The organism is Limnohabitans sp. MORI2 (assembly GCF_027925025.1).
Lineage (GTDB): Bacteria > Pseudomonadota > Gammaproteobacteria > Burkholderiales > Burkholderiaceae_C > Limnohabitans.
On record NZ_AP027058.1, the window covers coordinates 2,063,965 to 2,076,548 of the forward strand.

Below are 12,584 nucleotides of genomic sequence, written 5' to 3' on the forward strand. Positions count from 1 at the left end.
CCCTCATGCGCATTGCGATGGGCTTGAGCTACAACGGCCAAGCCTACGAAGGCTGGCAAAGCCAGTCCTCGGGTAAAACGGTACAAGACAAGCTTGAACAAGCGCTGTCCAAGTTCACCCAAACCCCTGTCTCTACATTGTGTGCAGGCCGCACCGATGCCGGTGTGCATGGCCTCATGCAAGTGATTCACTTTGACACTGAGCTCGAGCGTACGCCCTACTCGTGGGTGAGGGGCACCAACCGCTATTTGCCGCTCGACATTGCGGTGCAGTGGGCGCGTGAAATGCCCCGTGAATTTCACTGCCGTGGCAGCGCCATTGCGCGCCGCTATGCCTATGTGGTGCTGGAATCGGCCATTCGCCCCAGCGTCGAAGTGGGCCGCGTGGGCTGGGTATACCGCCCGCTCAACCTTGAAGCCATGCAAAAAGCCGCGCAGTATGTGATGGGCGAGCACGACTTCACCTCGTTTCGCGCCTCCAGCTGCCAAGCGCTCACGCCCGTCAAAACCATGACGCGCATCGACATCACCCGCAAAAGCACACAGCCCGGCTCGGCCGTGTGGCGCTTTGAGTTTGAGGCCAGCGCGTTTTTGCACCACATGATTCGCAACCTGATGGGCTGCTTTGTGAAGATCGGCAGTGGCGACAAACCGCCGGAGTGGATGGCCGAAGTGCTGGCCGCCCGCGACCGCGATGCCGCCGCCCCCACCTTCAGCCCCGATGGTTTGTATTTCTTGGGCCCCCGCTATGACGCACAGTGGGATTTGCCTGACCGTACCCCTGCGTATGATGGATTGCCATGAACCGCACGCGTATCAAAATTTGTGGACTCACCCGTGAGCAAGACGTCGACGCCGCCGTGGCCGCTGGCGTGGATGCCATTGGCTTTGTCATGTACGCACCTAGCCCCCGTGCCGTGACGGTGGAGCGTGCCGCCGAGCTGGCCTTGCGATTGCCCGCCTTCGTCACACCCGTGCTGCTGTTTGTGAATGAAACTGCTGAGGCCATTGCCCACGCCTGTGTGCAAGTGCCAGGCGCGTGGCTGCAGTTCCATGGCGATGAAACGCCCGATCACTGCCGCAAAATTGCCCGCACCTTAGGCCGCCGCTGGATTCGCGCTGCCCGCATCCCGCTAGAAACCCCTGAAGGCGAAGAACCTTTCGACCTTCTAAAATACGCCCAAGATTACTCAGACGCCCAAGCTGTGCTGCTCGACGCTCATGTTGACGGTTATGGCGGCGGCGGCAAAACATTCAATTGGTCACAGCTTCCTCCAAACGTCAACGCTCACCTCGTCTTGTCTGGTGGACTCAACGCTGCCAACGTGACCGATGGCATTCGCGCGCTGCGTAACCACGGCCATTCATTGGCAGTGGACGTGAGCTCTGGCGTGGAATCAGCCAAAGGCATCAAAGATGCTCACCTGATTCGCGAGTTTGTCCGAGCCGTGCGCGCCGCAGACGCCGAGCATCCGCTCTAAGCCCTCTCTCCCCTTTTTTGTTTTCAGCCCAACGCCTGTGGGCCATTTTTTCAAGGCATGTGTATGTCCACTTACCAACAACCCGACGCCAAGGGGCACTTTGGCATTTACGGCGGCAGCTTCATCAGCGAAACGCTCACCCACGCGATTGAAGAGCTCAAAGACGCGTACGCCAAATACCAACACGACCCCGAGTTCATCGCCGAGTTCAAAAAAGAGCTCGCGCACTTTGTGGGCCGCCCCTCACCCATCTACCACGCCGACCGCATGAGCCGCGAAATGGGCGGCGCGCAAATCTTCTTGAAGCGCGAAGACCTCAACCACACCGGCGCGCACAAAATCAACAACACCATTGGCCAAGCTTTGCTTGCCAAGCGCATGGGCAAGCCCCGCGTGATTGCAGAAACCGGCGCAGGCCAACACGGCGTGGCCACCGCCACCATTTGCGCACGCTACGGCTTGGAATGCGTGGTCTACATGGGCGCGGAAGACGTGAAACGCCAAAGCCCCAATGTGTACCGCATGAAGCTCTTGGGCGCGACCGTGGTACCCGTTGAATCAGGCAGCCGCACCCTCAAAGACGCGCTGAACGAAGCCATGCGCGACTGGGTGGCCAACGTAGATAACACCTTCTACATCATCGGTACGGTGGCTGGCCCACACCCCTACCCGATGATGGTGCGCGATTTCCAAAGCGTGATTGGCGAAGAGTGCCTCACGCAAATGCCAGACATGTTTAAGAGCCTGAAGATGGCAGAGCAACAACCCGATGCCGTGGTGGCCTGCGTTGGCGGCGGCAGCAACGCCATGGGCATCTTCTACCCCTACATCCCGTTCGAGAAAACGCGCCTCATTGGCGTCGAAGCAGCAGGCGAAGGCATGGACAGTGGCAAGCACTCCTGTTCGTTGCAGCTGGGTGCGCCCGGCGTGTTGCACGGCAACCGCACTTACATCTTGCAAGACGAGAACGGCCAAATCACCGAAACGCACAGCGTGAGCGCGGGCCTAGACTACCCGGGCGTGGGCCCCGAGCACGCTTTCCTCAAAGACATTGGCCGCGCCGAGTACGTGGGCATCACCGACAAGGAAGCGCTCGAAGCCTTCCATTACCTGTGCCGCACCGAGGGCATCATCCCCGCGCTCGAATCGAGCCACGCTTTGGCCTACGCCATGAAGCTGGCCAAGACCATGCGCGCTGACCAATCGATCTTGGTCAACCTCTCAGGTCGTGGCGACAAAGACATTGGCACCGTGGCCGATTTAAGCCAAGCCGACTTTTACTGTCGCCCCAGCTGCCGAGGCCAATCGGTCAAAGGTGGCGAGCAAACCATCCAAATCAAGAAGTGAGCGCACCATGAGTCGAATTGACGCCACCCTCTCCGCCCTCAAGGCCCAAGGCCGCAAAGCCCTCATTCCTTATGTGATGGCGGGCTTCCCCAAAGCCGACATCACCCCTGCTCTCATGCATGGCATGGTGAAAGCGGGCGCTAACATCATCGAACTCGGGGTCCCTTTTAGCGACCCCATGGCCGATGGCGCAGTGATTCAAAAAGCGGGCGAAACCGCGCTGAGCTTTGGTATTGGCACAGCCCAAGTGCTGGACATGGTGCGTGAATTCCGAAAGACAGACAACACCACCCCCGTGGTGCTCATGGGCTACGCCAACCCCGTGGAGTGCTACAACCTCAAGCACGGCGCTGATTCGTTCGTCAAAGACGCCTCCGCCGCTGGCGTGGACGGCGTGCTCATCGTGGACTACCCCCCTGAAGAGTGTGAAGAGTTCGCCGCCACCTTGCGTGCGCACCACATGGACTTGATCTTCTTGCTCGCGCCCACCAGCACCGACAAGCGCATGGACCAAGTGGCACGCGTGGCCAGCGGCTATGTGTACTACGTGTCCCTCAAGGGCGTGACCGGCGCAGGCAACCTCGACACTGATGCCGTGGAAGCCATGCTGCCGCGCATTCGCCAGCATGTGCACATCCCCGTGGGCGTGGGCTTTGGCATTCGCGATGCTGCCACCGCCAAAGCCGTGGGCCGCGTAGCCGATGCGGTGGTGATTGGCAGCCGCATCATCCAGCTGCTCGAAGCCGCACCGGCAGGTCAAGAAGTGGCTGCGGCGCAAGACTTTTTGGCGGGCATTCGTGAGGCTTTGGACGCTTAAGGCGCTCTGCCTAGCCACCACCACCCCGCCCGTTAAAATCACGGCATTCCAAAAGAATTGACGAAAGGCTCACCATGAGTTGGCTCGAAAAACTGCTTCCCCCAAAAATTCAACACACCGAACCCTCTGAGCGCCGCAGCGTGCCCGAAGGCGTGTGGGTGAAGTGCCCCAGCTGCGAGACCGTGCTCTACAAGAGCGACTTGCAAGCCAACCACAACGTGTGCCCCACTTGCAGCCACCACCACCGCATGAGCGCCCGCGATCGCTTGGACATGTTCCTCGACGCCGAAGGCCGCTACGAAGTGGGCCAAGAAGTGTTGCCCGTGGACGCCTTGAAATTCAAGGACAGCCGCAAGTACCCCGAGCGCATCAAAGAAGCCATGCAAAACACCGGCGAAACAGACGCCTTGGTGGTCATGGGCGGTGCGGTGCACAACATCAATGTGGTCGTGGCCTGTTTTGAATTCGACTTCATGGGCGGCTCGATGGGCTCTGTGGTGGGTGAGCGCTTTGTGCGCGGCGTGCACACTGCCATCGAACAAAAAGTACCTTTCATTTGCTTCACCGCCACCGGTGGCGCACGCATGCAAGAGGGCTTGCTCTCGCTCATGCAAATGGCCAAAACCAACGCCTCGCTCACTCGCTTGGCCAAAAAAGGTTTGCCCTACATCGCCGTGTTGACCGACCCCACCATGGGTGGCGTGTCAGCAGGTTTTGCGTTTGTGGGTGATGTGGTCATTGCCGAACCCAACGCCCTGATTGGCTTTGCCGGTCCGCGCGTGATTGAAAACACTGTACGCGTCACCTTACCCAAAGGCTTCCAGCGCGCCGAGTTCTTGCAAGAAAAAGGCGCAGTGGACATGATTTGCGATCGCCGCGAACTGCGCAAAACCATTGCCAGCACATTGGCCATGTTGCAGCGCCAACCTGCAGACGCTGTGGCTTGAAATATCATGTAGGCCTTGGTTGATGCACTTTGTAGCCTTGGATGATTGCATTGGGTGCTAGGCTAAGTTGGATGGGCCACCGCTGAAAAGCGGTGGCTTTTTTCTTGGGGGCTTTAACTTGAGCGCTTGCCCCAAATCACCAGCGCAATCCCGCCGAGCGTGGCCACCGAGGCCAACACAAACTGCTCATTCATCACCTCGCCCAGCAAAACAACCCCACCCAAAGCAGCGATCACGGGCACGCTCAGTTGAATCGTGGCGGCTTGCGTAGCCTTCAACGCGGGCAGTACCGAATACCAAAGCGCGTAGCCAAGGCCCGATGTGACCGCGCCCGAGGCCACGGCATAAACCAAGCCTTCGGCATCCCAGCTTGCATCTAAAACTGCGCTGACTTGCATCACTGCACTCAGCGCCAAAGCCAGCACCGCCGCACGCCAAAAGTTACCCGCTGTGACCAGCGTTGGGTCACCCGCGCCTTTGCCGCGCAACGAATACTCGCCCCACGCTGCACCGGCCAACACCATCAGCGCGGCACCCAGCAATGGGGGCGCGGCCAAACCCGGCAGCATCAATCCCACCAAACCCGCCAGCGCCAGCACAAGGCCCAGCCACTGCAAACGCGCCAAACGCTCACCCTGCCAAATGCCACGGCCAATCATCGTGGCCTGCACAGAGCCAAACAACAGCAATGCCCCCGTGGCCGCACTGAGACTGACATACGCCAACGAAAACCCCGCCGCATACACAAACAAAGCCAGCGCCGACCACCAATTGCCAGCGCCCGCGCGTCCCGCAGGCGCAAAGCGAACGATCAACCCAAGCACCACCGCACCCGACACCAAGCGGATCGATGTAAACGTGGCCGCATCAATCGTGGTGTGCTTCAACGCCATGCGGCAGAGCACCGAATTGCCGGCGAAGGCGATCATCGTCACGAGGGTGAGGCAAGCGGTACGCAGCAATGTGAAACGAGAAAGCATGAGATTGAATTGGTGTAGCTGTCGAACCGCTCAAGGGTAGTACGTGCGGCACTGCCTACAGGCCATAAACAGCTAGGGCTTCCACTTAAAATAAGCGGTTTGCTGCTTTTCACGTTGGAGGCAGCCCCTCTCCCTACTCACGCCTCTTTAGATGTCTAACAACAACACCCCCGCCACGCCCGAAGCCGCTCCCGTCGACGAAAACCAACTCATTGCCGAGCGCCGCGAAAAACTCAAGGTCATGCGCGAGCGTCAAGCTGCGGGCCAAGGCGTTGCCTTCCCCAACGATTTCAAACCCGCGCACCACGCAGCCACCTTGCACGAGTTGCATGGCGACAAGACCGCCGAGGTGTTGACCGAAGAAGGCCAGTTCGCCAAAGTGGCGGGCCGCATGATGCTCAAGCGCGTGATGGGCAAGGCCAGCTTTGCCACACTGCAAGACAGCACAGGCCGCATTCAGATTTACGTGACACGCGATGACGTGAGCGAAGACCTCTACGCCGATTTCAAACACTGGGATTTGGGCGACATCGTGGCATGCGAAGGCAGGCTGTTCAAAACCCGCACAGGCGAACTGTCGATCCACGCCACCAGCATCCGCATGCTGACCAAGAGCCTGCGCCCCATGCCCGATAAGTTCCACGGCGTGGCTGACCAAGAGATCAAATACCGCCAACGCTACGTCGATTTGATAACGGACGAGACCGCACGCAAACGCTTCATGGCACGCAGCAAAGCAGTCAGCGGCATTCGCGAGTTCATGGTGCAACACAACTTCCTCGAAGTTGAAACGCCCATGCTGCACCCCATCCCCGGCGGCGCCAACGCCAAGCCCTTCATCACCCACCACAACGCGCTCGACCAAGAGATGTACCTGCGTATTGCGCCAGAGTTGTACTTGAAACGCTTGATCGTGGGCGGCTTTGAGCGCGTGTTTGAGATCAACCGCAACTTCCGCAACGAAGGTATCTCGGTGCGTCACAACCCCGAGTTCACCATGATGGAGTTCTACGCCGCGTATTGGAACTACCAAGACCTGATGCACTTCACCGAAGAGCTGGTGCGCGACGCCGCCATGAAGGCGGCTGGTACTACGCTGCTCACCTACGGCGGCAAGCCAGTGGACTTGAGCCAGCCGTTTGAGCGCTTGACCATCCGTGAAGCTATTCTGAAGCACACCGAAGCGGGCGACAACGTGGACAACGCCACTTGGTTGATCAACGCCTTGCAAAAACTCGGTTTCAAAGAAGAGAAAGACAAACTCAGCACACGCAGCTTGGCCAGCTTGCAAGTGATGTACTTTGAAGAAACCGTGGAAGAAAAGCTGTGGCAGCCCACCTTCATCTGCGAACATCCCGTCGAGATTTCACCTTTGGCCCGCGCCAGCGACAGCAAGCCCGATGTGACTGAGCGCTTTGAGCTCTACATCACTGGCCGCGAGTTCGGCAACGGCTTTAGCGAGTTGAACGACGCCGAAGACCAAGCGGCGCGTTTCCACGCCCAAGTCGAAGCCAAAGACAGCGGCGACGACGAAGCCATGTTCTACGACCATGACTTTGTGCGCGCCCTCGAATACGGCATGCCACCCACCGGCGGCTGCGGCATTGGTATTGACCGCTTGATGATGTTGCTAACCGACAGCCCCAGCATCCGCGACGTCATTCTGTTCCCTGCTTTGCGCCGCGAAGCTTAAACAAGTAGCCCTAGCTTCCAACGCCTCCTAGTGAATTCACTAGGAGGCGTTTTTGTTTATGCTTGTGGCAATTTCTCACGAACACACACACACTGATGAAACTCTCTCGCATCTTCCTGTCCTGGTTGCTCATTGCCAGCTCCGGCTTAGCGACCGCACAAACCACATTTCCAACCAAACCCATTCGCGTGGTAATTGGTTTCCCAGCGGGTGGCCCCTTAGACCAGCATGCACGGCTGCTGAGCGAGCGTTTGCAACAGGTGCTAGGCCAACCCATCATCATTGACTACAAGAGCGGTGCAGGCGGCACAGTGGGCGCGCAAGACGTGATGAAAGCCGCACCCGATGGCTACACCCTCATGTTGGCCAACACGGGCGTCATGGTGATCAACCCTGCGCTGTACAGCAAGTTGCCTTATGGCACGCTGAAAGACTTTGTGCCCGTGGCACGCACCGCCATGCAACCGTTGGCCCTGTTGGTCAACCCTAACGTGCCTGTGAACAACCTCAAAGAATTCATCAGCTACGCACGCGCCAAGCCTGGGCAAATCAACTACGGCTCGGCGGGCAATGGCGGCATCAGCCACTTGGTGCCTGAGATGTTCAAAACAGCCACGGGTTTGTTCATGGTGCACATTCCCTATCGTGGCAGTGCACCTGCGTTCACCGACTTGATGGCGGGGCAAGTGCAGTTCATGGCCGAGTCCATTCCGCAAGCAGCAAACTATCACAAACAAGGCAAGGTCAAGGCCTTGGCCGTGACCAGCAAAGAGCGCAACCCCGCCCTACCCGATATACCCACGGTGATCGAGTCTGGCGTGCCCAACTTTGACGTGGTGGGCTTTTATGGCTTCTTAGCGCCTGCAGGCACACCACCCGATGTGGTAGCCAAGCTCAGCAACGCATTCCAACAAGTGCTGAACACACCGGAGGTGCGCAACAAAATGGTGACGCAAGGCGCAGACCCTGCTTTCTTAGGTCACGAGGCATTTGCGAAGTTTTTAAATGCAGAACTGCCGCGCTGGGCGGCAGTTGCAAAAGCGTCCGGCGCGAAGCTGGACTGATCAGCATAAGGCAGATTTACTGAGGCTGAAAACCGCTGCTCTTGATGAGCTTGGTCCACACTTGTGTGTATGCACGTTCGCGCTGCTCCAACTGATGTGAGTTCATGTAGCCCACGGTCAAGCCCATTTTGGTGAGCTGCTCATGCACATCAGACATGGCCAACACTTTGGACAAGGCTGAGCCAAAGTGGTTGATGGTGGCTTGTGGTGTGCCGGTGGGCGCGAAGATGCCGTAGTAAGGCATGTCCTCTAAGCCGCTCAGACCCAGCTCGGCAAAGGTAGGCACATCAGGCAATGCCGCTTGACGCTTAGCGCCCAATACCGCCACCACACGCACCTTACCTGCCTTGTGGTTCTCGATGAAGTCTGGCACAGAGCCCACACCAGCAGCGATTTGATTACCCAACATGTCGGCCATCATGGGTGCGCTGCCGCGATACGGTGCAGAGACCAAATCGAGCTTGAACTTGTCACCCACCACTTTCACCAAAAACTCTGGCGTGGAAGCTGGTGCAGGAATACCCACTGAACCTTTGCCGCCTTGGGCTTTCACCCATGCCACGTATTCGCTGAACGTTTTGGCAGGTGTGCCGCCCGACACAGCGTAGGCGTTCACAAAGGTGGCAAAACCCGCCACAGGGGCAAAGTCTTTCGCGGGCTCGTAGCCTGGGTTCTTAACCACCAAAGGCAAGATGGAAATGGTGTGGTCATGCGAGAGGAACAACACAGTGCCATCTGCAGGCGCTGCCTTCAAAGCCTGTGCTGCCAACTGGCCGCCCGCACCTGGTTTGTTCTCCACCACCACTGGGGCCCCCAACTCGTCTTTGAGTTTGTCAGCCAAGATGCGCGCCACCGCATCGGTGCCGCCACCTGGGGGGAAACCAACCATCAGCTTGATGGGTTTTGCGTTTTGTGCAGAAGCTAAGCCGCAGCTCAGGACCAAGGCTAAGAGGGCAAAGTGACGACGGGAAGGAAACATGGCTGAACTCCTAAAAGATCAAGTTTGGGTTGGGCTAGCTACTGGAGCTTCGCCATCTGGGCTTTGGGTGTGGTCTGGCTCAAGGTCCATACTTGGATTTTGGCCGAACTCGCCATCAGGCGAATTTTTGCGCGCATCACGTTCGCGCAGCTTTTCTTCTTTTTTCTTTTTTTTGGCTAATTCGCGTTGACGTTTTTCGTAGTTGTAGTTGGGCGTTGCCATTGCGGCTTTCGTGAAAAGTGGTGGACGTGTGTGCGGTTTAAGGCAACAAGTCCAAAGCCCGCAAATATGCGGGGTGAGTCATCAGCGCGTCCCAAGCTAGCGGCGAAGTTTTGGGCAGCAGTGCGCGACGGCGTTGTTCGCTCGCGTCACTGGCATGCCATTGGTTTTTAACGAGGCGTTCGGTCAGGCCTTCGAGCATCTCGTCCACCGCATGGCCATCGCCAATGCTTTGGTTGCACAAGAGCACAAGGTCGCAGCCTGCATTGAGTGCGGCCACTGCAGCCTCGGCAAAGCTGACCGAGCGGCCTTCGATGCGACGTGCGCCTTCCATCGACAAATCGTCGCTGAAGATCGCACCGTTGAAATGCAACCGACCACGCAAGATGTCTTGCAACCAGCGCGGCGAGAAGCCTGCGGGCAGTGCATCGACCTTGGGGTAGATGACGTGAGCGGGCATCACGCTGGTGAGCGTGGTGGTGAGCCATTGGTAAGGCAAGGCGCAGTCGTTGAGCACGGCCTTGAGGCTGCGCTTGTCCACAGGAATGTCTACATGCGAATCGGCTTTGACAAAGCCGTGGCCGGGAAAGTGTTTGCCGCAATTGGCCATGCCCGCTTGCAACAAACCATGCATGACGCTCTTAGCCAGCGCGGTCGCCACGCGGGGGTCGCGGTGGAATGAGCGATCACCAATCACGCCGCTTTCGCCGTGATCGAGGTCGAGCACGGGGGTGAAGCTGAAGTCCACACCGCAGGCACGCAGCTCGCTGGCGAGCACGTAGCCACTGGCCGTGGCGGCGTCCATCGCGGCCATGGCCCCGCTGCCAGGCTGGCCTTTTTTGTCTTTCATCCACAACTCGCCCAAGGCGCGCATGGGTGGGATGTGCGTGAAACCATCGTTGCGAAAGCGCTGCACGCGCCCGCCTTCGTGGTCTACGCAAATGAGCAAGTCAGAGCGCACGGCTTTGATGTCGGCGCATAGCTGGGTGAGCTGTTGGCGGTTGGCCCAGTTGCGGCCAAACAAAATCACGCCGCCTACCAGCGGGTGTTTGAGACGTTGACGGTCCACCGCCGTGAGCGTGGTGCCTGCAACGTCCAAGATAAGAGGGGCGTGGTGGGACATATCGTGTGTATTTCAGTTCTTTGTTTCAACCACCACGTAGCTGGTGGCATAGTCGCTTTCATCGCTCACGCTCACATGGGCGGTGAGGCCTTTGGCTTCAAACCATTCTTTGAGCACGCCGTGCAGCACGAGGGTGGGCTGGCCGCTGGGCAGCTTGGCCACTTCGCACAAGCGCCAGGTCATCGGCATGCGCATGCCCATGCCAATGGCTTTGCTGAACGCCTCTTTGGCCGAAAAGCGTGTGGCCACATAGCGCACACCGCGCTCGGGCCAGCGCTCGCTGCGGGCGCGATAGGTTTGCATTTCGGCATCACTCAGCACTTTTTGCGCAAAGCGTTCGCCGTGCTTTTCCAAAGACGCACGAATGCGGCGAATGTCGCAAATGTCTGTGCCGATGCCGTAAATCATGCAGGCATGCACGCGTTGTAGGCGCGAACAGTTTCTGTGTAGCCCATCTCCAGCGCATCGGCGATGAGGGCATGGCCAATCGACACCTCTTGCACACCGGGCACGGTGGTGAGGAAGGTGTGCAGGTTGTCGCGGTTCAAGTCGTGGCCGGCGTTGATGCCAAGGCCCACTGCCAAAGCCGCTTCGGCGGTGGCTTTGAAGGCAGCCAGCACCTCGGTTTGTTTGGGTGTGCCATAGGCCGAGGCATAGGTCTCGGTGTACAGCTCCACACGATCAGCGCCTACTGCTTTGGCGGCAGCCATCGCTTCTGGGATCGGATCCATAAAGAGACTCACGCGCGCACCCAAGGCTTTGGCTTCGGCAATCAGGGGCTTCAAGCGTTCGGCATCTTGCGGAAACGTCCAGCCGTGGTCGCTGGTGAACTGGCCTTCGCTATCGGGCACAAAGGTCACCTGATGGGGGCGTACTTGGCGCACAAAGTCCATGAGGTTGTGAAACGGGTTACCTTCAATGTTGAACTCGCGGTCAGGCCACGCTTTGAGCAAGGCCGCCAGATCATGCACATCGCCGGCGCGGATGTGGCGCTCATCAGGGCGCGGGTGCACGGTGATGCCCGCAGCGCCCGCCTCTAGGCACAGCGTGGCCGCACGCGTGACGCTGGGAATGCCCAAATGGCGCGTGTTACGCACCAAGGCCACTTTATTGAGGTTGACGGACAGCGCGGTGTGGGTGTGTTCAGACATGACGTGGTTCAAAGCGATTGCATGTCAATCATCATCTGGCGTGTGCGCAGTGTGTTGACCCCGCAATGGTAGTGCAGCAAGGCGCGTAGCTGACCCTGCAAGGCGTTGCGTTGCTCTGGGGGCATCTCGGCACACAAACGCAGCGTGGCGGTGAATGGTGCGTCTGTAGAGAGGCTGTCATGCAGCTGCAGCCACACGCTACCGGCTAGGCCTGTGCGGTCTTGCGCGTTGTGGGTGCGCAGGCCACCTTCGGCCACCAGCACATACAAGGCATCGGGCTGCAAAGGGCTGAGAGTAAGGGTTTGCGCATTGAGCTCGGGCAAAAAGCCAATGTCGCGCAACAGCAGCAGCTCAAAGGCACGCAGCGCAGGGGCAATCGTGCCCTCATGGCCAGAGGCCAGCACCTGCACCACTTGGCGGTACAGGTCGAACAAGCCAGGGTGCGGGTCGTCACGCGCCAGCAGGCGCAGCAGCAACTCGTTGATGTAGTAGCCCGACAGCAGCGCCTCACCCGTGGGCATGATGTGACCACCCACCCATTCAGCGCCCTTCAAAGTGCGAATTTCGGCATCGCCCGAATAGCTGACGTGCAGCGGCTGCAAAGGCAGCAACACGGGGCGAAAGTTAGAGGTAGGTTTTTTAGCGCCTTTGGCCACCAAGGCCACCCGACCAAAGTGGCGGGTGAAGGTTTCCAAAATCAGGCTGGACTCGCTCCAGTCGTAGCGGTGCACCACGAACGCAGGCTCGTCCTGAATGCGGGGAATGCCCCGCGACATCGTGAAGG

14 protein-coding genes are annotated in these 12,584 nt (G+C 58.8%); 7 read left to right on the forward strand and 7 right to left on the reverse strand.

Annotation, left to right across the window (positions count from 1 at the left end; all coding sequences use genetic code 11):
- Positions 1-5 precede the first annotated feature (5 nt).
- The 5 genes from truA to accD all read left to right on the forward strand — a co-directional run bounded on the left by truA (position 6) and on the right by accD (position 4,591).
- Entirely contained in the window at positions 6-803 is a 798-nt protein-coding gene (truA, locus tag QMG27_RS09790) for a tRNA pseudouridine(38-40) synthase TruA (RefSeq protein ID WP_281810869.1), read from the forward strand.
- Positions 800-1,480 carry a phosphoribosylanthranilate isomerase gene (locus QMG27_RS09795; RefSeq protein ID WP_281810870.1) on the forward strand — a complete coding sequence of 227 codons (681 nt, stop codon included), beginning with the start codon at positions 800-802 and terminating at the stop codon, positions 1,478-1,480. The genes truA and QMG27_RS09795 overlap by 4 nt, the downstream gene beginning before the upstream one ends.
- Positions 1,481-1,543: 63 nt before the next feature.
- Complete coding sequence (trpB, locus tag QMG27_RS09800; RefSeq protein ID WP_281810871.1) at positions 1,544-2,827, forward strand: tryptophan synthase subunit beta; 1,284 nt, start codon at positions 1,544-1,546, stop codon at positions 2,825-2,827.
- Positions 2,828-2,834: 7 nt separating this feature from the next.
- Complete coding sequence (trpA, locus tag QMG27_RS09805; RefSeq protein WP_281810872.1) at positions 2,835-3,644, forward strand: tryptophan synthase subunit alpha; 810 nt, start codon at positions 2,835-2,837, stop codon at positions 3,642-3,644.
- Between the two features lie 74 nt (positions 3,645-3,718).
- Positions 3,719-4,591: an acetyl-CoA carboxylase, carboxyltransferase subunit beta gene (gene accD / locus QMG27_RS09810; RefSeq protein WP_281810873.1), complete on the forward strand. Its 873-nt coding sequence runs from the start codon at positions 3,719-3,721 to the stop codon at positions 4,589-4,591.
- A 113-nt stretch (positions 4,592-4,704) separates the two neighbouring features.
- Here accD and QMG27_RS09815 read toward each other — a convergent pair whose 3' ends face one another.
- On the reverse strand, positions 4,705-5,571 hold the full coding sequence (locus QMG27_RS09815) for a DMT family transporter (protein ID WP_281810874.1): 867 nt from the start codon (positions 5,569-5,571) through the stop codon (positions 4,705-4,707).
- A 151-nt stretch (positions 5,572-5,722) separates the two neighbouring features.
- Between QMG27_RS09815 and lysS the strand changes: the two genes are divergently transcribed.
- Both lysS and QMG27_RS09825 read left to right on the forward strand, forming a co-directional pair.
- Complete coding sequence (lysS, locus tag QMG27_RS09820; RefSeq protein ID WP_281810875.1) at positions 5,723-7,264, forward strand: lysine--tRNA ligase; 1,542 nt, start codon at positions 5,723-5,725, stop codon at positions 7,262-7,264.
- Positions 7,265-7,359: 95 nt separating this feature from the next.
- Entirely contained in the window at positions 7,360-8,328 is a 969-nt protein-coding gene (locus QMG27_RS09825) for a tripartite tricarboxylate transporter substrate binding protein (RefSeq protein ID WP_281810876.1), read from the forward strand.
- A gap of 16 nt (positions 8,329-8,344) precedes the next feature.
- On the opposite strand, the gene QMG27_RS09830 is transcribed toward QMG27_RS09825, so the two are convergent.
- From QMG27_RS09830 to recO, 6 genes are read right to left on the reverse strand one after another with little or no spacing between them, the layout of a single operon-like run.
- Positions 8,345-9,307, reverse strand: coding sequence for a Bug family tripartite tricarboxylate transporter substrate binding protein (locus QMG27_RS09830; protein ID WP_281810877.1), 963 nt, complete (start codon positions 9,305-9,307; stop codon positions 8,345-8,347).
- An 18-nt stretch (positions 9,308-9,325) separates the two neighbouring features.
- Positions 9,326-9,529: a hypothetical protein gene (locus QMG27_RS09835; RefSeq protein WP_281810878.1), complete on the reverse strand. Its 204-nt coding sequence runs from the start codon at positions 9,527-9,529 to the stop codon at positions 9,326-9,328.
- Positions 9,530-9,566: 37 nt separating this feature from the next.
- On the reverse strand, positions 9,567-10,649 hold the full coding sequence (nagZ, locus tag QMG27_RS09840; protein ID WP_281810879.1) for a beta-N-acetylhexosaminidase: 1,083 nt from the start codon (positions 10,647-10,649) through the stop codon (positions 9,567-9,569).
- Between the two features lie 12 nt (positions 10,650-10,661).
- Positions 10,662-11,057, reverse strand: a complete 396-nt coding sequence (acpS, locus tag QMG27_RS09845) for a holo-ACP synthase (protein ID WP_281810880.1) — start codon at positions 11,055-11,057, stop codon at positions 10,662-10,664.
- Positions 11,054-11,800 (reverse strand): pyridoxine 5'-phosphate synthase, encoded by a 747-nt coding sequence (locus tag QMG27_RS09850; protein WP_281810881.1) that lies wholly within the window; start codon positions 11,798-11,800, stop codon positions 11,054-11,056. The genes acpS and QMG27_RS09850 overlap by 4 nt, the downstream gene beginning before the upstream one ends.
- An 8-nt stretch (positions 11,801-11,808) precedes the next feature.
- Complete coding sequence (recO, locus tag QMG27_RS09855) at positions 11,809-12,576, reverse strand: DNA repair protein RecO (RefSeq protein WP_281810882.1); 768 nt, start codon at positions 12,574-12,576, stop codon at positions 11,809-11,811.
- Positions 12,577-12,584: the final 8 nt, after the last annotated feature.

What these genes read in the sequence shown, in the direction of transcription:
- truA (WP_281810869.1), top strand. Translation starts at nt 6, where the DNA reads ATGCGCATTGCGATGGGCTTGAGCTACAACGGCCAAGCCTACGAAGGC.
- QMG27_RS09795 (WP_281810870.1), top strand. Translation starts at nt 800, where the DNA reads ATGAACCGCACGCGTATCAAAATTTGTGGACTCACCCGTGAGCAAGAC.
- trpB (WP_281810871.1), top strand. Translation starts at nt 1,544, where the DNA reads ATGTCCACTTACCAACAACCCGACGCCAAGGGGCACTTTGGCATTTAC.
- trpA (WP_281810872.1), top strand. Translation starts at nt 2,835, where the DNA reads ATGAGTCGAATTGACGCCACCCTCTCCGCCCTCAAGGCCCAAGGCCGC.
- accD (WP_281810873.1), top strand. Translation starts at nt 3,719, where the DNA reads ATGAGTTGGCTCGAAAAACTGCTTCCCCCAAAAATTCAACACACCGAA.
- QMG27_RS09815 (WP_281810874.1), bottom strand. Translation starts at nt 5,571, where the DNA reads ATGCTTTCTCGTTTCACATTGCTGCGTACCGCTTGCCTCACCCTCGTG.
- lysS (WP_281810875.1), top strand. Translation starts at nt 5,723, where the DNA reads ATGTCTAACAACAACACCCCCGCCACGCCCGAAGCCGCTCCCGTCGAC.
- QMG27_RS09825 (WP_281810876.1), top strand. Translation starts at nt 7,360, where the DNA reads ATGAAACTCTCTCGCATCTTCCTGTCCTGGTTGCTCATTGCCAGCTCC.
- QMG27_RS09830 (WP_281810877.1), bottom strand. Translation starts at nt 9,307, where the DNA reads ATGTTTCCTTCCCGTCGTCACTTTGCCCTCTTAGCCTTGGTCCTGAGC.
- QMG27_RS09835 (WP_281810878.1), bottom strand. Translation starts at nt 9,529, where the DNA reads ATGGCAACGCCCAACTACAACTACGAAAAACGTCAACGCGAATTAGCC.
- nagZ (WP_281810879.1), bottom strand. Translation starts at nt 10,649, where the DNA reads ATGTCCCACCACGCCCCTCTTATCTTGGACGTTGCAGGCACCACGCTC.
- acpS (WP_281810880.1), bottom strand. Translation starts at nt 11,057, where the DNA reads ATGATTTACGGCATCGGCACAGACATTTGCGACATTCGCCGCATTCGT.
- QMG27_RS09850 (WP_281810881.1), bottom strand. Translation starts at nt 11,800, where the DNA reads ATGTCTGAACACACCCACACCGCGCTGTCCGTCAACCTCAATAAAGTG.
- recO (WP_281810882.1), bottom strand. Translation starts at nt 12,576, where the DNA reads ATGTCGCGGGGCATTCCCCGCATTCAGGACGAGCCTGCGTTCGTGGTG.